This window comes from Kribbella sp. VKM Ac-2569, assembly GCF_004216905.1.
In the GTDB taxonomy this organism is placed as follows: Bacteria; Actinomycetota; Actinomycetes; order Propionibacteriales; family Kribbellaceae; genus Kribbella.
The window spans coordinates 497,255-518,379 of sequence record NZ_SGXJ01000005.1 but is presented as its reverse complement, the minus strand read 5'-3'; the positions used below and the strand labels follow the sequence as shown (position 1 = coordinate 518,379).

General features: G+C 68.5%; 20 protein-coding genes. 7 read left to right on the top strand and 13 right to left on the bottom strand.

Features of this window, described 5'->3' with window-relative positions; genetic code table 11:
• The first annotated feature begins 127 nt into the window (after positions 1–127).
• The 3 genes from EV649_RS33445 (at position 128) to EV649_RS33435 (ending at position 2,520) form a co-directional block, all read left to right on the top strand.
• The gene (locus EV649_RS33445) at positions 128–571 is read left to right on the top strand and encodes a hypothetical protein (protein ID WP_130387647.1); all 444 of its coding nucleotides are present in this window, start codon (positions 128–130) and stop codon (positions 569–571) included.
• Entirely contained in the window at positions 564–1,571 is a 1,008-nt protein-coding gene (locus EV649_RS33440; RefSeq protein WP_130387646.1) for a hypothetical protein, read from the top strand. Before EV649_RS33445 ends, EV649_RS33440 begins: the two co-directional genes overlap by 8 nt.
• A gap of 73 nt (positions 1,572–1,644) precedes the next feature.
• Positions 1,645–2,520 (top strand): arginase family protein, encoded by an 876-nt coding sequence (locus tag EV649_RS33435; RefSeq protein WP_241998995.1) that lies wholly within the window; start codon positions 1,645–1,647, stop codon positions 2,518–2,520.
• Here EV649_RS33435 and EV649_RS33430 read toward each other — a convergent pair.
• The 4 genes from EV649_RS33430 to EV649_RS33415 are packed head-to-tail and all read right to left on the bottom strand — an operon-like array spanning position 2,513 to position 7,521.
• Complete coding sequence (locus EV649_RS33430; protein WP_130387645.1) at positions 2,513–3,574, bottom strand: DUF2332 domain-containing protein; 1,062 nt, start codon at positions 3,572–3,574, stop codon at positions 2,513–2,515. The genes EV649_RS33435 and EV649_RS33430 overlap by 8 nt on opposite strands.
• 9 nt (positions 3,575–3,583) lie before the next feature.
• Positions 3,584–5,842 carry a [protein-PII] uridylyltransferase gene (locus EV649_RS33425; protein WP_130387644.1) on the bottom strand — a complete coding sequence of 753 codons (2,259 nt, stop codon included), beginning with the start codon at positions 5,840–5,842 and terminating at the stop codon, positions 3,584–3,586.
• On the bottom strand, positions 5,843–6,181 hold the full coding sequence (locus tag EV649_RS33420) for a P-II family nitrogen regulator (RefSeq protein ID WP_130387643.1): 339 nt from the start codon (positions 6,179–6,181) through the stop codon (positions 5,843–5,845).
• Positions 6,178–7,521, bottom strand: coding sequence for an ammonium transporter (locus EV649_RS33415; protein ID WP_198682829.1), 1,344 nt, complete (start codon positions 7,519–7,521; stop codon positions 6,178–6,180). Before EV649_RS33415 ends, EV649_RS33420 begins: the two co-directional genes overlap by 4 nt.
• A 345-nt stretch (positions 7,522–7,866) precedes the next feature.
• Here EV649_RS33415 and EV649_RS33410 point away from each other — a divergent pair, with 345 nt between their 5' ends.
• Positions 7,867–8,400: a TetR/AcrR family transcriptional regulator gene (locus EV649_RS33410; protein ID WP_241998993.1), complete on the top strand. Its 534-nt coding sequence runs from the start codon at positions 7,867–7,869 to the stop codon at positions 8,398–8,400.
• Here EV649_RS33410 and EV649_RS33405 read toward each other — a convergent pair.
• From EV649_RS33405 to EV649_RS33395, 3 genes are read right to left on the bottom strand one after another with little or no spacing between them, the layout of a single operon-like run.
• Positions 8,389–9,609, bottom strand: a complete 1,221-nt coding sequence (locus EV649_RS33405; RefSeq protein ID WP_241998991.1) for a hypothetical protein — start codon at positions 9,607–9,609, stop codon at positions 8,389–8,391. The two genes, EV649_RS33410 and EV649_RS33405, sit on opposite strands and share 12 nt — an antisense overlap.
• 11 nt (positions 9,610–9,620) lie before the next feature.
• Complete coding sequence (locus EV649_RS33400) at positions 9,621–10,064, bottom strand: sigma factor-like helix-turn-helix DNA-binding protein (protein WP_130387640.1); 444 nt, start codon at positions 10,062–10,064, stop codon at positions 9,621–9,623.
• A 27-nt stretch (positions 10,065–10,091) separates the two neighbouring features.
• Positions 10,092–11,039: an NAD(P)/FAD-dependent oxidoreductase gene (locus EV649_RS33395; RefSeq protein WP_130387639.1), complete on the bottom strand. Its 948-nt coding sequence runs from the start codon at positions 11,037–11,039 to the stop codon at positions 10,092–10,094.
• A gap of 76 nt (positions 11,040–11,115) precedes the next feature.
• On the opposite strand from EV649_RS33395, the gene EV649_RS33390 reads away from it, so the two are divergent.
• Positions 11,116–11,691 (top strand): helix-turn-helix transcriptional regulator, encoded by a 576-nt coding sequence (locus EV649_RS33390; protein WP_130387638.1) that lies wholly within the window; start codon positions 11,116–11,118, stop codon positions 11,689–11,691.
• An 11-nt stretch (positions 11,692–11,702) separates the two neighbouring features.
• Entirely contained in the window at positions 11,703–12,662 is a 960-nt protein-coding gene (locus tag EV649_RS33385; protein ID WP_198682828.1) for an asparaginase, read from the top strand.
• Here EV649_RS33385 and EV649_RS33380 read toward each other — a convergent pair.
• Genes EV649_RS33380 through cydC form a run of 4 tightly spaced genes read right to left on the bottom strand, consistent with a single transcriptional unit; the run spans position 12,659 to position 17,166 of the window.
• On the bottom strand, positions 12,659–13,870 hold the full coding sequence (locus tag EV649_RS33380; RefSeq protein WP_130387636.1) for a sigma-70 family RNA polymerase sigma factor: 1,212 nt from the start codon (positions 13,868–13,870) through the stop codon (positions 12,659–12,661). The genes EV649_RS33385 and EV649_RS33380 overlap by 4 nt on opposite strands.
• On the bottom strand, positions 13,848–14,255 hold the full coding sequence (locus EV649_RS33375; RefSeq protein ID WP_130387635.1) for a YciI family protein: 408 nt from the start codon (positions 14,253–14,255) through the stop codon (positions 13,848–13,850). The genes EV649_RS33380 and EV649_RS33375 overlap by 23 nt, the downstream gene beginning before the upstream one ends.
• 60 nt (positions 14,256–14,315) lie before the next feature.
• Positions 14,316–15,515 (bottom strand): signal recognition particle-docking protein FtsY, encoded by a 1,200-nt coding sequence (gene ftsY, locus EV649_RS33370; RefSeq protein ID WP_130387634.1) that lies wholly within the window; start codon positions 15,513–15,515, stop codon positions 14,316–14,318.
• A 43-nt stretch (positions 15,516–15,558) separates the two neighbouring features.
• A complete protein-coding gene (gene cydC / locus EV649_RS33365; RefSeq protein WP_130387633.1) occupies positions 15,559–17,166 on the bottom strand; it encodes a thiol reductant ABC exporter subunit CydC in 1,608 nt (535 codons plus the stop codon).
• Between the two features lie 107 nt (positions 17,167–17,273).
• Here cydC and EV649_RS33360 point away from each other — a divergent pair, with 107 nt between their 5' ends.
• Complete coding sequence (locus tag EV649_RS33360; protein WP_130387632.1) at positions 17,274–18,470, top strand: RNA-guided endonuclease TnpB family protein; 1,197 nt, start codon at positions 17,274–17,276, stop codon at positions 18,468–18,470.
• A gap of 36 nt (positions 18,471–18,506) precedes the next feature.
• Here the strand turns inward: EV649_RS33360 and cydD are convergent, their stop codons facing one another.
• Both cydD and cydB read right to left on the bottom strand, forming a co-directional pair.
• Entirely contained in the window at positions 18,507–20,141 is a 1,635-nt protein-coding gene (gene cydD / locus EV649_RS33355) for a thiol reductant ABC exporter subunit CydD (protein WP_130387631.1), read from the bottom strand.
• Positions 20,138–21,121 (bottom strand): cytochrome d ubiquinol oxidase subunit II, encoded by a 984-nt coding sequence (cydB, locus tag EV649_RS33350; protein WP_130387630.1) that lies wholly within the window; start codon positions 21,119–21,121, stop codon positions 20,138–20,140. The genes cydD and cydB overlap by 4 nt, the downstream gene beginning before the upstream one ends.
• Positions 21,122–21,125: the final 4 nt, after the last annotated feature.

The following is a 21,125-nucleotide window of genomic DNA, read 5'->3' as shown; positions in this document are numbered from 1 at the left end:
GTCCGTTTCCTCGAAGCGATGAACTCCCCGAGTCTACCGGCCCCCCAACCTGTGGATAACTCCGGCAACGCAGGCCTCTTTCTCGCTACCGTGCTCCCATTCCCCACATCCCCCAAGGAGCCGCACGATGCCCCTCGACCTCCCCGCCTTCAACGACGCGTTCGGGCGCGCCCGCGATCGGGTGCGCGGCGGCGTACAAGCTGTGGACGTGGCAGCCGAGCAGGAGAAGCTGCGAGCGCTCGTACCTGCTGACGCGTCGGACCACGACCGCACCTGGACCACCCAGCTCATCGACGACCTCGCCGAGCCACCACCTCCGCCGCCTGTCCGAAGCGACCTGTACCGCGAGGCAGTGCGGATCCACATCGCTGTCTACCCACCGAAGGGGACCACCGAGGAAAAGATGGCGATGCTGGCAGAAGGGCGCCGCAGGATCTGGGAAATCGCCGATCGCGCCACCGCGGACGAGGAGGACGACATCCGCGCGATGACGGAGGATCTCAAGTCCATGGAGGACTGGCTCCGCGACCCACCGGTCCCGCTGACCGATACACCGTTCCCCAATGGCTGAGTCCGCTCAGCGCGTCCCCGAGGACTCGCCGACGTACCGCGAATTCAGCCGGCTGTACGACCTGGCGCGGCAACTCCGCCCCACCGGCGTCGACCGCTGGAACCGCGAGTTGTACGCAACAAGCGGACCCGGCGGCCTCGACCAGCGGACCGGTGCGATCGGGATCCACGAGCCGCTGCTTCGCGCCGGGCTGACCAGGAATCCGACTGACAACCCTCGACGGCAGGGGCGTGCACTGGCGACGGTTCTCAACCGGGTCACGCAGGCCGGGATGGAGGTGGACGCACCGGGCGAGGTCAACGCCGTCGGGACGACACAGTCCCAGGGGCTGCACGAGGGCGTGGCGGCGGTCCGGGCCGCCAACGACTTCGACGTCTTCACCAGATCGGCCGGATACCCACACCTGGCGTTCGACGGCACTCAGCAATCCGGCGCGTACGTCGCTGCGAACGATCTGATCCAGCAAGCCTCGGGCCCGAGCGTCGATCGTCTGAAGTTGATCAACCGCCTCAACAACGGGCCGGCAGTGATGCATTTCGACCAACTGGCGGAGGCCGTCGTACGGAACCGGCTGCAGGAAGTCGCTCCATCCGAGGGCGCGGACCGGCAGGCAGTTCGACGCGAACTGATCACGACGATGCTGCACCCGCAGTGGGACTCGTTGGCTCAGCGATCACCCGAAGCGGGACAGCATGTGGCCGGCGAGATCGGCAAGGCACTCAACGCGAAGGTGGACGAGATTCGGCAGAGGTTCCAGCACACGGTGCAGGAACCTGCGGCGGACGGCGTACGGCAGCAGGCTGTGGAGCCGACGCCCGTACGGGACAGCAAGCAGTCGGAGGTGCCGGCGGCGCGGTTCTTGAGTGGTGTTGCGCCGGCTGCCGGAGCGCTGGGACAGCGGCCCTCGCTGGGGGACGGATCGCGGGCGGCGGTTGAGCGTGGGACTGCGACGGTGCGGTCGCGCGGTCCTGGTGAATCCCCGCGCAGATGGGGCGACTGAGCTGGTTGACAGGGTGGGATGCAGGATCGAGGATCTAACCAATTCGATGATATTTACAGGTTAGGAGACTCGGGTGCGGGTTGTGGTGGACGGGCCTTCTAATTTGGGGTTGCGGGCGCCGAAGGCGGGGGTGGTGCCGGGGTGTTACAAGTTGGCGGGGGCGGTGCGGGATCGGGGGTTCTTGGGGCGGATCGGGGCGGAGGACGGTGGGTGTGTGACGCCGCCGCGGTACGACATGCACGACTGGAAACCCGGGGACGGCGTGTTCAACGCGGCAGCGATGGCGTCGTACACAGTGCAACTGGCGGATCGGGTTGCCGGGTTCGTCGGGCAGGGGAAGTTCGTGGTGTTGCTGGGCGGTGAGTGCAGCAACCTGCTCGGGCCGGCGTTGGCGTTGAAGCGGCTCGGGCGGTACGGCGTGGTGTACCTCGACGGGCACTCGGACTTCCGGACCGTCGACAACTCGCCGTACGTCGGGGCTGCGGGCGGTGAGGCGCTGGCGCTGGTCACCGGCCGGGGGCAGGCGGACCTGACCGATCTCGGAGGGCTGGGGCCGTACACGCGGGACAGCGACGCGGTGCTGCTCGGGATCCGGGCGGACGACGAGTACGTCGGCGATGTCGAGAAGGCCGGGATACCGGTCTGGCCGGCCTCGAAGATTGCGGACGACCCGAATGCGGCCGCCCAAGGAACGTTGGCGCACCTGGCCGAGCTGGACGGGTTCTGGGTGCATCTCGACGTGGACATCCTCGACGCGGCGATCATGCCGGCCGTCGACAGCCCCGACCCGGGCGGGGTCGACCGCGAGCAGCTGCGGGCGCTCCTCCAGCCACTGCTCGCGTCCCCGAAATGCGTCGGGGTCGACATCGGCATCTTCGACCCCGACCTCGACCCCGACGGCACTTACGCCACCGAACTCACCGACACACTGGTCGCAGCACTCAGCTGATCTCTTCCGATCCCCACACGAGGCCCTGGCCGTGTGGCTCGGCGTGCCCGAGGACTTGGCGCTTTCCGCCCGGCCAGGTCTGCAGGTCGACGCGGTACTCCCAGCCGGTCGCGCCGGGACCATGGGCGATCACCTGGTGCGGCTCGAGCCGCAGACGGGCCAGTGGTGCGGACGCGGTGGCCGTTGCACCGAGCTCCTCCAGGCGCGCCTCGATCGCGGCTCGGTCCGGGCGGCGCAGGTACTGCCACATGATCGAGTGCCACACGACAGTCACATGCCCCGACGACAGCTCCAGCCCGCGCAAGAACGAGACCGCGTCCTCCCGTCGTACGTCGGCCGGCACATCCCGCGCGACCTTCAGCGCACCACGGAGCCGCTCCAGGCGATCAGCCATGTCCGGCCACACGTACGACGTCAGCGTGAGCGCACCGTCCGTCGTCAGCGGGTTCACCGGGGCGATGTCGCACCCCACCCGCTCAGCGATCCGCAACTCCACTGACGGCACCTGTCCGGACCAAGCCGAGTCAAACACCACCGGACTGTCAGCAGGCCCGTACGACGCCTCGTCCGTCACGTACCGGTACTGATCGGCCCGCAGGTTCAGACCACCGCTGGCACCGATCTCGAACAGCCGCACCGGCAGCGGCACCGCCTCGACCAGCTGCAGCAGGCCGCCGTACAGCGCAGCCGACCGCCCTACCTCGTTCGTCTGCGGCGGCTGTGTCAGTAGCGACCGCACCTCGCCCAGCCGCGACTGCAGTACCTGCTCGAACGCCTCCCAGCCGAGCACCGGGTCCCACGTCCCGCCAACGCTCGGGTAGAACGCTGCCAGCTCAGGCGCCGTACCGGACAGCACCATGCCATGCACAGCTGCCAGCAAGCGCAGACCGATCGCCTCACCGAACGAACGGCCCTCATACCCGGCCAGTACTTCGACCGACACCCCGCCGACCTCGTAGTCGTCCACGAGCAGCCGGAGCAGCTCGGCATACATTGGGGACCCCAGGTCCTCGCAGGCGGTCGCTTGTCGCTGGAGAGCCTCTACAACATCCACGTGCCGAGACTAGAAGGTCAGTCGATCCAGCACTGACTTTGCGGTCGTCCGCGCGTCCTCGGATTCGAGCGGCGCACCGTGGCTGTCGGTGAGGTAGAAGACGTCCACACACTCTGCACCGAGGGTGCTGACGTGTGCGGAGCGGATGTCCGCACCAGTCGAGGCGATCGCCGCCGTGACGTCGTACAGCAGGCCCGGACGGTCGTGGGCACGCACCTGCAGCACCGTGGCTGTCTCCGACGCTTCCGGCAACAGGTCCACGCGACTCGCGACACGAGCGCGCGACGAGTCCCGTGCGGCCAACCGCCGTACGACGTCGGTCGAGTCACGCAGCGCCACCGCGAGCCGGTCACGTAGCCGCACCGGATCGGGAGGCGATCCAGCGACGGTCCACTGCGAAATGCCCAGCCCGTCAACAGACGTTATGACCGCGGACCGGACCGCCAGCCGCTCCACCGCGAGTACGGCGGCAACGGTCGACAGCGTCCCCACTTGATCGGGTACGGCGACGTTCACTCGCAGGTCGCCGTGATGGTCGGACACTGTGACGCCGAGCCGCCCCACACCAACCACCTGATGCAGCACGGGCACCGCAACGGGCGGTGCCTCGGTCCACATGCCCTCGCCACCACCAGCCAGCTCACCGCGCACGCGCCGGCAGAGCTCACCGACCAGGCGCATCCGCCACGGCGACGACGCAGCCGGACCGGCTGCCCGCGCATCGGCGTACGTGAGGGCCTCCAGTAGGTCCAGCGTCTCGGTGCTGCGCACGATGCCGACGACCATGTCCACGGTCATCGGGTCTTCCAGGTCTCGCCGGGTGGCGACCTGCGCGAGCATGAGGTGCTGTCGGACCAGCAGCGTGATCGTGTCGGCGTCGGCCTCGCTGAAGCCGATGCGACGGGCCACCCGAGCCGCGATGCCGGCACCGGTGACGCTGTGGTCGCCGTCGAGCGACTTGCCCAGGTCATGCACCAGAGCAGCCACCAGCAACAAGTCAGGTCGCCGTACGTCGCGCACCATCGCGGACGCCTCGACACAGGTCTCCAGCAAATGCCGGTCGACGGTGAACCGGTGGATCGCCGACTGCGGCGGCCGGAACCGTACGGCGTCCCACTCGGGCAGGATCCGGGAGATGTACCCGGCCTGATCCAGCGCTTCCCACACTTCAAGCAATCCGCTGCCCGCACCGAGCAGGGCGCACAGCAACCGCCGCGCCTCCCCCGGCCACGGCTCGGGCAGGTCCGCAGCCGACGCTGCCAGCCGCGCACAGACAGCAGGCGACAGCACGAGCTCACGGTCCGCAGCAACTGCAGCAGCACGCAGTCCGAGGACAGGGTCCCGCTCCGGACGCGCGTCCGGCATCAGCACGACTTCGCCCTCGTGCTGGCCCACACCCTCGTCCAGTGCGAGCAGCAACGGCCCACCGCTCCGCTGACGACGCCGGGACCGCGGCGGCTTGGTCATCAAGCTCTCGACGCGCCGCCAGGACACGTCACACACGTGCGCGAGCGTCCGACCCGTCGCGTACACGTGCCGCAGCAGCTCGTCCCGCCCCGACATCCCGAGCCCAGCCGCCACTTCCCCGGCCAGGTCGGCGACAAGCCTGTCGGTCGCGCGACCAGCCACCTCGTGCAGTGCGTCGCGGACTTCGAGCAGGTCCCGCCGTGCGCGCTCCAGCACAGGATGCGGTACGTCGACCAACCACGACGCCACCAACGCCCGCAGTACGACGGCATCGCGCAGACCGCCGTACGCCTCCTTCAGGTCGGGCTCCGCGAGGTGTGCGAGCTCTCCGACCGTGGACGCCCGGTCGCGGCACGCCTCGGCCAGCCCGGGCAGCCGGGACTTCGCAGTACGTCGCCAGTCCGCCATCAGCACCGAACGCAGCTGCAGCGTCAGATGCGTGTCCCCCGCGACATGTCGTGCGTCGAGCAGTCCCAGGGCCACGCGGTCGTCGTCTGCTGCGGCCTGCCGCGCTTCGGCCAGGGTGCGGACGCTGTGGTCCAGCTTGGTCCTCGAGTCCCACAGCGGGTACCAGATCTGGGCAGCCAGCTCGTCGAGCCGCGGGTACCCCTCGGCGTGCACGAGCATCACGTCGAGGTCGCTGTACGGCGACAGCTCCTCACGCCCGTAGCCGCCCACCGCAACCAGGGCGACGCCCTCGGTAGGTACACCGAGGGCGTCACAAGCCTTTGCGAGCAGCAACTGCAGCAGCGCGTCGGCCTCTTCGGCACGACCGCGCCGCTGCTCTGCTCGATCCAGCATCTAGAGTGCGTCTCCGTCCAGCTCGCCGGTGCGGACCCGGACGATCGACTCCACCGGGGTGACCCAGACCTTGCCGTCGCCGATCTTGCCGGTCTGCGCGGCCTTCACGATCACATCGACCACGTCGGCGCCGTCACCGTCCTCGACGACGACCTCGAGCCGCACCTTCGGCACCAGGTCCACTTCGTACTCCGCGCCACGATAGACCTCGGTGTGGCCCTTCTGGCGGCCGTAGCCGCTTGCCTCGGTGACCGTCATGCCGGTGACGCCGAACGTCTCCAGCGCGGCCCGGACGTCCTCCAGCTTGTGCGGCTTGACCACCGCGGTGATCAGCTTCATGCCTTGACACCTTCCTTCTCCGAGACCTCAGTGGTTCCATTCTCGGTCTCGGCAGGCGCCGGGCGCCCCAGCGCGCCGCGCAGACCGCCGGCGCTGAGATAGTCGTACGCCGTCTCCGCGTGCTCGGTCTGGTCGACACCGGTGACCTCGTCGTCCTCCTTGAGCCGGAAGCCGATCGTCTTGTCGATCACCTTGCCGAGGATGAACGCGACCGCGAAGGAGTAGACACCGACCGCCAGGTTGGCCACCGCCTGCTTGCCGAGCTGGGACGCTCCACCGCCGTAGAAGAGGCCGTCGACCGCGGACGGCGCCGCCGCCGAGCCGAGCAGACCGATCGCCAGCGAGCCGAACAGACCGCCGACCAGGTGGACACCGACCACGTCGAGCGAGTCGTCGAAGCCGAGCTTGTACTTCAGCGACACCGCGAAGGCGCAGATGGCACCGGCGAACAGGCCGAGGATGATCGCGCCGACCGGGGTGACAGCACCACAGGACGGGGTGATCGCGACCAGACCGGCGACCGCACCGGACGCCAGACCCAGCGTGGTGGCCTTACCGTGCGTCAGCCGCTCGACGATCAGCCATCCGATCACCGCGGCAGCGGTGGCGACCTGGGTGTTGACGAAGGTGACAGCAGCAGTCGTACCGGCGCTCAGCGCGGAGCCGGCGTTGAACCCGAACCAGCCGAACCACAGCAGGCCGGCGCCGAGCAGCACCAGCGGCAGGCTGTGCGGCCGCATCGGGTCCTTCTTCCAGCCGATCCGCTTGCCGAGCACGATCGCCAGCGCGAGCGCGGCAGCACCGGCGTTCACGTGCACCGCCGTACCGCCGGCGAAGTCGATAGCCTTCAGCTTGTCGCCGATCCAGCCGCCGTTGCCGTCGTCCAGGAACCAGACGGAGTGCGCGACCGGGAAGTACACGAGCAGCGTCCAGCCGACCACGAACGCGATCCAGCCGCGGAACGTGGCCCGGTCGGCGATCGCGCCCGAGATCAGCGCGGGGGTGATGATCGCGAACATCAGCTGGAAGGCGACGAAAGCGAGTGTGGGCGTCGTCCCGCTCACCGCCTCGGGTGCGAGCAGGCCCTTCAGCCCGACTTCGGAGAAGTCTCCGATCACGTGCCCGGTGTCACCGGCGAATGTCAGCGAGTAGCCGACCACCACCCAGAGGATGGTGACGACGGCGATGGTGACGAAACTCATCATCATCATGTTCAGCACGCTCTTCACGCGCACCATGCCGCCGTAGAAAAAAGCCAGGCCCGGGGTCATCAGCATCACCAGGGCGGCACTTGCCAGAACCCAGGCGGTATCGCCGGCGTTGATCTCCATCAACGTCATCCCTTCCATCGAACTGGGGGTGGCCGGCGTCCTCAGTCGGGGAGGTCTCCACAACGCCGGGGAGCCCGCCGCTGGCCACAACGCACACGGTGTCGGCGCGCCGTTTCAGCCGATCGGTCCGTTTGTTTCAGGCATGTGACAAAGCGGGCTCCCAGGTGACATCGAGGTGACATGGCTCACCGAAGGCCAACATGTGGCACTCTGGCCTGGACCACACGGGCAGCAGCCGCGCCACTGCACCCGTCTGAGCTGGGGAACGACGAAATGGAGCCGAACCACGGGGTGAGGCCGCGCCGCGGCAGACCACGGGACCCGGAAGCGGAGCCGAGGATCCGCCGGTACGCCGTGCAACTACTGCTGGAGCGGGGATTCGAAGGAATGACGGTGGACGACGTCGCCGAGGCCGCGGGGGTCGGCAAAGCGACGATCTATCGGCGGTGGGCCAGCAAGGAGCAGCTCGCCAACGACGCCATGGCCGATTTGTTCGACCTGGAGATCCCGGACGCTGACACCGGTTCGATCGCGGGTGACCTGCGCCAGGTCTACCGCGTCGCGCTGGCGTTCGCGAACAGCGAGTACGGCCGGGCGATGATTCGCCTGGCGGTCTCGGAGGCGAACCGCGACGAGCGGTCCGCCGCGATCTACCGAGGTGTACTGGAACGCCGGATCGAGCTCACCCGGCAAGCACTTGAGCGCGCACGGGAGCGTGGCGAACCGATCAAGAGCACCGCGGACCCGGTGCTGATGGTCGAGTGGATGGCCGGGGTGTTCGTGATCCGAGCCCTGACCGGACAACCGATGCCGCCGCCCGACGATGCCGATCGCCTGGCCGACATCACACTGCGCGCAGTACTCGAGTTGCCTGTCTCAGAGCCGTAGTCCGGGGCCCAGAGCCACCTGGTCCACGCGCATCTCGGTGACGCGTCGGACCCGTCCGCTTTCAAGGTTCCAGGCCAAGACCCAGCCGTGGACCCGGAACAGCACGTTGCTGTCGTCGTACCAGCCGAGTACGGCGCAGCAGCCTGCCACACGCACGAACGGACGATCCCCCGCCCCCTCGTAGGTCGGGGGATTGTCTTGTGGTTCTCCGAGCACCAGCAGCCGGCTGGGCAGCGTCCGCAGCGTGGAGATCGCGGCCAGCACCTGAGGCTGTGACACCCTCGTCGGGACCTCCGGGAGCTTCTCCGCGATGAAGAGGCGCGCCGCGGCGGAGTTCGACGACATCGTCTGCCCCTGCCAGGACCGGACGGGCAGGGTGAGAGGACCGTCCTCCATCCACCGGCCGTTGAACAGGTACCGCATGACGGCGCCGGTCTGGATCCGGTACGGCGACGTGATCTCTTCCGGGTCGTCCGTCGCGGAGACCGGGATCACTGCCTGCTCTCCGTCACCACCTTCTCCGACGACCACCTGGTAGGCGGCGCCCGGCCCGCTGATCAGCACGCGCTGCTCGTCCTGCACCCAGGACACGCTGCGGAACTCACCGGCGGGCAGGGGAATGCGCGAGATCTCGGCCGTCGTCGCATTCACCGTGATCAGCTCACCCGGCTGGGGGAACGCGACGACCCGACCGTACGGAGAGATCGCTCCCGGGCTGAGAGGCGACTCGCCGCCGACCGTGACGAGGCCGACGTCGGCCTTGGCCCAGGACCCGTCCGCGCCGAGCAGCACCGGTGCATAGCGATCGCCCTGCTTCACCAGAACGACGGCAGCGACGGTCTCGAGCGTGTGTTTCGCCAGTGGACGGACCTTGTCCGGCAACTCCAGGCGATCGCCGAGCGGAGTATCGAGCCGGTCGAGGAAGCGTTCGCTGCCCGGCGGCGGCGCGACCCAGTAGTCGATCCCGCTGATCTTGCCGGACGCTTCGATGTACCCGGGCGGAGTCGTCGGGGGTGTGATGTCGGCGTTGCCCGACGTACCGACCTCGATCAGGATCGACGCGACGATCGCCAGCACGATGAAGGCGATCACGCTGATCACGACGGTACGGCGCCGACGCCGGCTGACTCTCACGCCGGCTGCCCACGCTGCGTCGGCCAGCTCAGGCTCAGGTAGCTGGTCGGCCGCCTGGAGCAGCAGAGGCTGCACGTCCTCCCGCCTCATCGGGCATCACGCCAGTCCCCCGCGCCCATCGCCGTACGGAAGCGGCCGAAGGCGCTCATGCCGTGGGCGTGTACGGCGGTGTGCGAGAGACCGAGCAGCTCGGACACCTCGAACTCGGTCAGCTCCTCCAGGTGCAGCAGCACAAACACCGTGCGTTGTGCGGGCGTCAGCTCGGCCAGTGCGAGCTTCACCGGGTCTTCCTCGTCCGGAAACGGTTTCGCCCGGTTCCACGGACGCAGGGCCGGCTGGTAGAGCATGCGCTGGACGAAGGCGTCCGGGTCGTCGACCCTGGTCCAGCGCACGGACAGCTGAGTGAAGGCGCGCAGCAGTAGCTCTTCGGCTCGGTGCAGGTCGCCGTACACGAGGTACGCCGAACGGAGCCATCTGCCCTGCCGCGCATCGACGAACGAGGCGAAGTCCGGGTCGACCGTGTCTTGCATCCACCCTCCCGGCCCCTATTCAACTCCTCAACTACTGCGCGCTGCTACTGCCAGACGCGTCTCTTCGGTGATCAGGTCGAAGTTGATACCTCCAGCAGCCGCCAATCCGGCCGCTGCGGACGGCATGACCTGCGCCATCGGGTTGCTGACGTTGCCGGCCGCGAAAACACCAGGGACTTCCGTGGCACCCATGGCGTCGACCTGGACCGCAGTACCGACCTCTACTCCGTTCGACTCCACCAGAGTGGTCTCCAGGCCCAGGTCGGCCAGGAAGCCGGCGCGTGCCCGCATGGTCGTCTGAATCGCCAGCGCCTGCCGCGGAACGACCGTGCCGCCCTCCAGCCGTACACCGGTGATCCGGTCGTCCGTGATCTCGACCTGCTCGACCTTCCCTTGTACTACGGCGATTCCGCGAGCAGCCAGCGCCTCCCACTGCTCCTCGGTCGGCTCCGGCGCGGTGTGCAGGAACAGCGTCACGTCATCACTCAACTGCCGGAAGAGCTGCACCTGGTGCATTGCCATGGAACTGGTCGCCAGTACGCCGATGGCCTGGTCCTGTACCTCCCACCCGTGGCAGTACGGGCAATGCACCACGTCCTTTCCCCACCGCTCCACCAGCCCAGGTACGTCGGGCAGCACGTCAGTCAGCCCTGTCGTCACCAGCAGTCGCCTGCTCCGGTACGTCGTACCGTCGGCCAACTCGACCGTGAACCCATCGTCGTCGCGCCGGGCCGTGGTCACCGTGCCGTCGACGAACTCACCGCCGTACCCCTGCACCTCCTGGCGGCCGATCGCGTAGATCTCCCCGGGCGGTACGCCGTCACGCGTCAGGAAGTTGTGCACGCCGTCGGCGGGCGCGTTGCGCGGCGTACCGTCGTCGATCACGAGCACGGACCGGCGGAACCGGACCAGTGCCAGCGCCCCGCTCAGCCCGGCCGCGCCGCCGCCGATCACGATCACGTCGTACTTCGTCATCTCTGGACTCCTCTCTTCTAGCGTCTGAACCGAGGATGCGTCGTGATTTTCATTTTCGACAAGTATTGTTGCCGGTATGGCAAACGACGAGGACGTTCTCGAGTCGGTCGGACCGCGGCTGCGGGCGCTCCGAAGCGAGCGTGGCACGACGCTCGCCCAGCTGTCCGAGACGACCGGTATCTCGGTCAGCACACTGTCCCGGCTGGAGTCCGGGCAGCGCCGCCCGACGCTGGAACTGCTGCTGCCGCTGGCCCGGGCGCACCAGGTGCAGCTGGACGAACTGGTCGACGCACCGCCGACCGGAGACCCGCGGATCTACCAGAAACCGATCAAGCGTCACGGCACCATTCACGTTCCCCTGAGTCGGCGGCCGGGCGGGCTGCAGGCGTTCAAGCAGATCCTGCCGGCGGGTTATCCGGGCAATGACGTGGTGCAGAAGACCCACGAGGGCTACGACTGGTTCTACGTGCTTTCGGGCCGCATCCGGCTGAAGCTCGGTGACCAGGACTTCATCGTCAAGGAGGGTGAGGCGGTCGAGTTCGACTGCCGGGTGCCGCACTGGTTCTCCAACCCGGGACCTGGACCGACCGAGGTGCTATGTCTTTACGGCCCGCAGGGGGAGCGGATGCACGTCAGAGCTCGCACTACATGAGGAGAGACCTAGTGAGCGTCGCGTTGTTCACGCTGGGCGGGACCATCTCGATGGCCGGCACCCGTCGCCTTACCGGTGACGACCTCACCGCCGCGATGCCCGGGCTCCCCGAGCTTGGCCATGCGGTCGAGATCCAGGACATCGAGAAGGTTCCCAGCGCCAACCTCACGGCCGCCAAGCTGCTCGAGGTCGTCGACGCCGCCTCCAAGGCCGTCGCCGCTGGAGCCGCGGGAGTCGTCGTCACCCAGGGAACCGACACCCTGGAAGAGAGCGCGTTCCTCGCCGACCTGGTCTGGCCGCACCCGCAGCCGCTCGTGTTCACGGGTGCGATGCGCAACCCGACCCTGGCCGGTCCCGACGGCCCTGCGAACCTGCTGGCCGCGCTGCGCGTCGCCTGCTCCCCCGCAGCACGTGACCTGGGCGCACTGGTCGTCTTCAAGGAAGAGATCCACGCGGCGCGCTGGGTGCGCAAGACGCACAGCACGAGTACGGCGACGTTCGTGTCACCGAACACCGGTCCGATCGGCCACGTCGTCGAAGACCAGGTCCGCGTACTCACACGCCCGCTGCGGCTGGACGGCGTACAGGGCAATGCTGAACCTGCCGAGCTCGACACCATCCACGTCGCGCTCTACACCGTCACGCTGGACGACGACGGTCTGCTGCTGCAGGGCCTGGCCGACACACACCAGGGGCTCGTCGTCGCCGGGTACGGCGTCGGACACGTGCCGGCGACGCTCGCACCGGTTCTCGGCGAGCTGGCGACCCGGATGCCGGTCGTCCTCACGTCACGGACCGGCGCCGGCTCGATCGTCCGCAACACGTACGACTCCCCCGGCTCGGAGACCGACCTGTTGCAGCGCGGCCTGATCGACGGCGGGTTCCTCGATCCGTACAAGGCGCGCATCCTGCTCCGGTTGCTCCTGGCAACGGACGACGACCTCGCCGCGGCGTTCGCGCAGTACAGCTAGCTCAGGGACGCGGCCTTGGTCATCAGGTAGTCGCGTTCCGGCAAGCTCGTCGTACCGCGGGCCGCCGCCCGAAAGTGCTCGGCGGCGGTCTCGCGGTCGCCGCGCATCTCGTAGAGGTGACCGCGGGTGGCGTCGAGGCGGTAGTGGCCGGCCAGCTCGTCGTCCAGCGGTGCGAGGAGCTTCAGGCCGGCGTCCGGTCCGTCCACCATGGCGGCGGCGATCGCGCGGTTGAGCTTCACCATCGGGTTTCCGGACAGGTCCTCGAGGAGGCCGTACAGCCCAAGGATCTGCGGCCAGTCGGTGTCCTCGGCGCGGTCCACCTCGTCGTGCAGTGCGGCGATCGCTGCCTGGATCTGGTACTCGCCCAGCGGAGGCGTGTTGAACGCGTCGACCGCGAGTGCCACGCCTTCTGTGATGGCGTCGTGGTCCCACTGCGACCTGTCCTGCTCAGCCAGCGGGATGATCTCCCCGCCCTTACCGGTCCGCGCTGCGCGACGAGCGTCGGTCAGCAGCATCAGAGCGAGCAGTCCGGTGACCTGTCCGTCGTCCGGCAGCTGAGTCCGTACAGCGCGAGTCAGGCGGATCGCCTCACTGGAGAGGTCGCTGCGGTGCAGCTCCGGGCCACTGGTGCTGGTGTAGCCCTCGTTGAACATCAGGTACAGCACATGCAGCACGTTGCGCAGCCGATCCGGGTCGGCGTCCAGTTCGAAGCTGGAGCCCTTGAGCTTCGACTTCGCCCTGCTGATGCGCTGCGCCATCGTCGCCTCAGGCACGAGGTACGCCGTGGCGATCTCGGCCGTGGTGAGACCGCCGACCGCCCGCAAGGTCAGTGCGATCGCCGACGCCGGTGTGAGCGTCGGGTGGCAGCACAGGAACAACAACCGCAGTGTGTCGTCGTGCTCCTCGACCTCGCCGGCCGGCACCTCCCGCAGCGCCGCCCGCTCCTCGCGACGCCGACGGGCCTGCTGCTGGCGAACCTCGTCGATCAGCCGCCGTGAGGCCGTCTGGATCAGCCAGCTCTTCGGATTGTCCGGCCGGCCGTCCCGCGGCCAGGTGGTCGCTGCTGCGAGCAGTGCCTCCTGGACCGCGTCCTCGGCCGCGGCGAAATCACCGGACCAACGCACGACGGCGCCGAGGACCCGCGGCGTCAACTCCCGCAGCAGGTCCTCGAGCTCGCCGTCCGGTTCAGAAGTCGTGGAGATCGGCATCCGACTCCATCACGCGGCGGACCTCGATCGGTTGCTCGAGCGGTACGCCGCCGGGTCCGGGTGCGGCGGACTGCCACGCCGCGATCTCGTAGGCCCGCTCCTCCGACTCCACGTCGATCATCGTGTAGCCGGCCAGGACCTCCTTCGACTCGGCGTACGGACCGTCCGTCAGCACCGGCGCGCTCACACTGGCCGCCCGCACCACCTTGGCGTGCGCCGGCCAGGTCAGCCCCTGCACCTCGACCAGCTCGCCGCTCTTCCGCAGTCGCTCGATGCCCTCGCCGAGGTGGTCCATGTGGGCCTTCATGTCGGCCTGGTCCCACTCCAGCATCGGGGTGTCGCTGTTTCCGCCGTCCATGTTCATCAGCAGCATGAACTTGGTCATGTCCTTCTCCTCTTCGTAGAGCCTTTACCCGGAGACGGAGCCGGTCGCGGGTTCTCTACATCAGTCCAGCAGGGCGTCGACGAATTCTTCGGGGTCGAACGGGGCCAGGTCGTCCGGACCCTCACCGAGGCCGACGAGTTTGACCGGTACGCCGAGTTCGCGCTGCACCGCGATCACGATGCCGCCCTTCGCCGTACCGTCCAGCTTGGTCAGGACCAGGCCGGTGACGTCGATGACCTCTGCGAACACCCGGGCCTGGGTGAGGCCGTTCTGGCCGGTGGTGGCGTCGATGACGAGCAGGACCTCGTCCACCTCGGCGGACTTCTCGATGACCCGCTTCACCTTGCCGAGCTCGTCCATCAGGCCGGTCTTGGTGTGCAGGCGGCCGGCGGTGTCGACCAGGACGACGTCCGCCTCCTCCTCGATGCCCTGCTTGACCGAGTCGAACGCGATGCTGGCCGGGTCGCCGCCCTCGGGTCCCCGGACGGTGCGGGCACCGACCCGCTCCCCCCAGGTCTGCAGCTGATCGGCGGCGGCCGCACGGAAGGTGTCGGCGGCGCCGAGGACGACGTGCTTGTCCTCGGCGATCAGCACCCGGGCCAGCCGGCCGACGGTCGTGGTCTTGCCGGTGCCGTTCACGCCGACCATCAGGATGACGGAAGGCTGCCCGTTTTTGCGGCTCACCTTCAGCGAGCGGTCCAGCGACGGGTCGACCAGCGCCACCAACTCCTCGCGGAGGATCTCCCGGGCCTGTGCGGCGCCGACGCCCTCGACGCGCATGCGGGTGCGCAGCTTCTCGACCAGCTCCTGCGTGGGCGCCACACCGACGTCAGCGGTGATCAGCGTGGTTTCGATGTCCTCCCACGCCTCCTCGTCGAGCTTGTCGCGGGAGAGCAGCGCGAGCAGCCCCTTGCCGAGGGAGCCCTGCGAACGTGCCAGACGGGCGCGGAGCCGGACCAGCCGGCCCTGCGCGGACTCGGGCTTCTCGACCGTCTCGGTCGCTGCGGGCTCCGGTAGCTCCGTGTCCTCCAGCGTGCGGGTCGGCGTGTCCCGCGGTTCCTCCGCGTCGTCACCGACCTTCGGCTCGGCGACCTCCGCGGATTCCACGGCGGGCTTCGAAGCCTTCGGCGGGAGTTCGGCGCGACGCCGCCGCGTGACGACCAGGCCGGTGGTTCCGACGACCAGAACGACCGCGATGACCACGACGATCGTGATGAGAGCCTGGTCGGTGAGCAGTGAAACGAGCAGTGGGGTCAACACGGTTCCCCATCTTGACAGACGCCCGGCCCGCCGCCCGCATTTGTCACGTCAGGCAAACCAGTTGTCGCGGTACGTGAGGAGGCACCAACTCCGGGCGATGAGTCAGCAGAACCACGGTCCGGTCGCCCGCCGCAGCGAACAGGTCGGCCAGCAGCGCCCGTCCGGTTTCCTCGTCCAGGTGCTCGGTCGGCTCGTCGAGCACCAGTACGTCGCGATCGGCCAGCAGCAGCCGCGCGAACGCGAGCCGCTGGCGCTCACCACCCGACAGCCGCGCACCGTGCTCCCCGACCATGGTGTCGAGGCCTTCCGGCAACTTCTCGACGAGCAGCCCGAGCCGCGCCCGGTAGAGCGCCTTCCACACCTGCAGGTCGCTGACACCCGGCTTCGCGAGCAGCAGGTTCTCCCGGATGCTCGTGTCGAACACGTGGCTCTCCTGGGTCAGCAACCCGACGACGGACCGCACCTGGTCGCCTTCGAGCCTGGCGAGATCCACACCGTCCAGCAGCACCTCTCCCCCGCGCGGATCGAGGAACCGGAGCAGGACCGAGGCCAGCGTGCTCTTACCCGAGCCGCTCGGGCCGGTGATCACCACACGGCTCCCTGCCGGCATGTCCAGGCTGAGTCCATCCAGCACGTCGGGGCCGTCGTACCCGGCTCGCAGCAGGTTCACCTGCAGGTCGCGTCCGGTTGGGAGGGGCAGCGGCTTGGTCGGCTCGGTGACCGGCGCGGGGGTGTCTACGAGTTCCTGCACTCTGTCGAGGGACGCCCGTACCCGGATCGCCAGCTGGGCGGCAGCCGGGATTCCGCCGAGTACGTCGGCCAGGGCGAGCGGGGTCAGGACAAGTACGGCGAAGACCGCGCCGGTGATGTTCGCCGTGCTGCCGAGGACCAGGGCAGCCACGCTGGCGCCGCCGACGCACAGGACGAGCAGGGCGCTGCCTAAGCCGGCGCTCCAGGCGGACCGGCGTTCGGCGGCGGCCAGGTGCGCGTCGCGGCGGCTGAAGTCGTCCAGCACCGAGTCGATCGCGTTGTAGGCGACCACATCCGCTGCTGTGAGCAGGGCCTCGGTGGTGGTGGCTGCGACGTCCCCACGGGCACCAGCGACGTTGCGCTCGGCTCGCTCAGCGGTCCGGGCAGTCAGCCACGGTACGACGGTGCTCGCGATCAGGACCGCCAGTGCGACGGCGGCACCGGCTGTTGGAAGCAGCACCGCGAGGAGACCCACCGTGGCGGCTGCTGTGACGGTTGCGACTGCAACGGGCAGGAGCACTCGCAGCCAGAGGTCGAGGACCGCATCGACGTCCAGCACGAGGCGGGCGAGCAGATCGCCCTTCCGCTGCGAACCGAGTGGCGCGAGCTTCTCCAGACGCCCAGTGATGCGCGCACGGGTCTCCCCCAGCACCCGGTACGCCGCATCGTGTCCGACGAGCCGTTCGACGTACCGGAAGACGCCGCGCCCGACACCGAAGGCGCGCACCGCGACGATCGGGACCATCAGCAACAGCACAGGTGGTTGTGCCGACGCCGCTGTGATCAGCCAGGCCGACGTGGCGAGCAGAGCGACAGCTGACCCGGCCGCCGAAACACCAAGCCCCAAAGCCAAGCCCAGCTGCCACCACGCCCGATCCGCCGGGCGCACGAGGTCGATCATTGGATTGGCCAGATTGAAGCGCGGTGTTCCAGGGTGGCGAGGCACCGCGACTGGCCCGCTTCGCAGACTCGGGCAAGTTGTCGGCGGTAGCTGTTTGGATTTGTAGCATGTCCCGGTTCCGGATGTGCCCAACTGCCGAGCAGCAGGCTGCGTTGCTCGAGCACTGCAGACATGCGCGACATGTGTGGAACCTGGCGCTTGAGCAATGGTTGATGTGGACCCGCGACAAACCGCCAACGCCGGGGTACGTCGAGCAGGCGCGCCAATTGACGGAGGCGCGAGCCGTGTTCGGATGGCTGCGGGCTGGGTCGCAAACCGTCCAGCAGCAGGCTTTGCGAGACTTCGACCAAGCGGTCAGGTACTTCTACGCAGGAACCCACCGGCGACCGACGTGGCGCAAAGCCGGACGGCACGAAGGGTTCCGAATCGTCGGAACCCAAGCGTCTCGGGTCGAGAACCTGAACCGCACGTGGGCGCGAGTGCTGGTGCCGAAGGTCGGCTGGATCCGGTTCCGCCTGTCCCGTGCCATATCGGATGCGAAGTCGTACCGCATCACCCGCGATGGGGCCGGCCGTTGGCACATCGCCTTCGCCGTCATCCCGGCACCGATTCCGGCGCCCGGGACGGGTGAAGTGGTCGGCGTGGACCGCGGTGTCACCGTCTCGGCGGCCTTGTCCACCGGTGAACTCCTGTCGTGCCCAGGGCTGTCGGAGACCGAGCAGGACCGCCTCAAGCACCTGCAGCGCCGCCTCGCGCGCTGCCGTCGTCGCTCCAATCGCCGCCAGCGGGTGATGGCCGCGATCGCCAGACTGCATGCTCGCGGCGCCGACCGCCGCAAGAACTGGGTCGAAAGGACCAGCACAGACCTCGCCCGACGGTACGACGTGATCCGCGTGGAGGATCTGCGCATCCCACAGATGATCAGACGTCCCAAGCCTAAGCCCGATCCCGAACGATCGGGCGCCCACCTGCCGAACCGGCGCCGCGCCAAAGCCGGGCTCAACCGGGGCATCCTGGCCAACGGTTGGGGTCACCTCGTCCGACGACTCGAGGACAAGGCCACAGGACGAGTCCAGAAGGTGAATCCTGCGTATACGTCGCAGACCTGCAGCGTCTGCGGGCATAGGGCGTCGGAGAACCGCGAGAGCCAAGCGGTTTTCCGATGCGTAGCCTGCGGACACCAGGCGAACGCGGACGTGAACGCGGCAGTCAACATCGCGGCCGGACGGGCCGTCAGCGCACGCCAAGAGACGCCACCACGAGTCTCGCCGAAGCGTGAACCTCAACTCGCTACCTCCGCGTAGTCGTTGGAATCCCCGCCATTGACAGCAGGGAGGACGTCAAGCGTTCACCAACTCTCTTGGTGCCGCTGGTTCTACGGTGATTGTCCGGTCGGCGGCTGCGATCAGAGTGGGACGGTGGGCGACCATCAGGACGGTGCGGCCGGTCGAGCGGAGGGCGGTGATGACTCTGGCTTCGGTCTCGGGGTCGAGGCCGGCTGTTGGTTCGTCGAGCAGCAGCACCGGGGCGTCGGTGAGGAGCGCGCGAGCGAGTGCGACCCGACGTTGCTGACCGCCTGAGAGTTGCTGTCCCTGCTCCCCCACCGCCTTGTCGAGCGGCAGGTCGGCAGCACCCGCGGCGAGGAGTGCCAAGCGGACCTCGTCGTCCGATGCATCCGGCCGGCCCAACCGCACGTTGTCGGCCACAGTTCCCAGCCGCAGGCCGGGACGCTGCGGCACCCACGCGAACTGCCGCCGCCACTCCGCCGGATCGAACTCGTCCGCGGCACTGCCAGCGGCGACGACCACCCCACGCTCCGGCGCGACGAATCCGAGCAGCACAGCCAGCGCCGTCGACTTCCCAGCGCCACTCGGTCCGGTCAGCGCCACCACCTCACCCGGCCGCAACTCCAGATCGAACCCCTCCAGCGCAGGCACGTCCCGCCCCGGGTAGGTCACTGTCACGTCGTACAGGTACAGCGGATTCACCCGAAGATCGGGTACGTCGGTGCGCTCGCCACGTACAGGCAGCGGCGTCTCCAGCACGCGGAACACCTCTTCGCTGGCCGCGACCCCGTCCGCGCTCGCGTGGAACTGCATGCCCACCTGTCGCAACGGCAGGTACGCCTCCGGCGCCAGGATCAGCACCATCAACGCGGTCTCGAGCCCGAGCTTCCCGTCAACCAGCCGAAGACCGACGCCCACAGCAACCAGTGCGACCGACAGGCTCGCCAACAGCTCCAACGCGAACGACGACAGGAACGCCAGCCGCAGGCTCCCCATCGACGCAGCCCGGTGCTGGTCGGTAACCCGTCGTACGGCGGACTCCTGCGACTTCGCGCGGCCGAACAGCTTCAGTGTGGTCAGTCCGCTGACCACATCCGCGAAGTGATGCGCCAGCACGGCCAAGGCGTGCTGACGCTGCCGGCTGCGCGCCTGCGTCACCCAGCCGATCAGTGCCATGAAGATCGGGATCAGCGGCAGGGTGATCAGCACTGTGCCAGCAGCGATCAGGTCACCGGTTGCCATCCAGCCGATCACGCCGGCCGGCACAGTGGCGGCCAGGATGAGCTGTGGCAGGTAGCGGGCGAAGTACGGGTCCAGATCGTCCAGGCCCTTGGTCAGCAGGGTTGTCAGCGCACTGCTGCGTTCACCGCTCAGCCAGACCGGTCCGAGCTTCAGTGAGTGCTCCAGCACCTGCCGCCGCAGCGTGGACTTCACTGCGGCGGCTGCGCGTTGTGCGACCACCTCCTGCGCCCACACCAGCAATGCCCGCCCGGCAACGACTGCAGCCAGACCCCAGGCGACAGCAGTCACCCCGCTGCCCCGCAGTACGACGCCTGCAATGCCGTGTGCGAGCAGCACCGCCTGCACGATGATCAGCACACCGCTAAGAACGCCGATCAGGACAGACGCCAACAGGAAGACCCGGGCACCACGGGCGCGCTTCAGCAGCCGCGGGTCGAGCGGCTTCATGCGACCACGACCCGCTTACGGAAGACCCAGTACGTCCACCCCTGATAGACCAGTACCAGGGGGAAGAAGATCGCCGTGATGATCGTCATCGCCTTCATCGTGTACGCCGAGGACGCTGCCTCGACCGCGGTCAGCGTCGACCCGGGATCCAGCGTGGACGGCATCACGTCCGGGAACAGCGCGACGAACAACGACACCACGGCCAGTCCGATGGCAAGCGTCGTACCGACGAAGGCCCAGCCCTCGCGGCGCAGCAGGTTCGCGACCAGGCCGCCGGCGAACGCGACGATCGCGGCGATCGTCACGATGACGGACACGGTGTCCCCGCGCAACGCCTGCGCCCAGGCGAGGAAGGCGATCGTCAGCACCGCGGCGACGGCACCGGTGCGGGTGGCGAGCCGGTTGGCGCGAACGCGCAGCTCGTCGGTGGTGCGCAGCGCGAGGAAGATCGCGCCGTGGGTGACGAACACCGCGACGAAGGTCAGGCCGCCGAGCAGCGCGAACGGGTTGAGCAGCGTGCCGAAGCCGCCGACGTACTCGTGATCGGCATCCAGCGGCACACCGCGCACGATGTTGCCGAAGGCAACACCCCAGAGCAGGGCCGGCAGCACCGACCCGACGACGATCATCGCGTCCATCCGCGCGCGCCACGCCGGCTCGTCCCGTTTGCCGCGGTACTCGAGTGCGACGCCGCGCACGATCAGCCCCACCAGGATCGCGAACAACGGCAGGTAGAACCCGCTGAAGAGCGTCGCGTACCACTCCGGGAACGCCGCGAACGTGGCGGCACCGGCCATGATCAGCCAGACCTCGTTCCCGTCCCAGACCGGGCCGATCGTGCTGATCGCGGCCCGCCGTTCGGGCTCGTTCCGGCCCAGCACGCGGTACAGCATCCCGACTCCGAAGTCGAAGCCCTCGAGCACGAAGTACCCGGTCCACAGCGTCGCGATCGCGACGAACCATACAGTCGTCAGTTCCATCAGA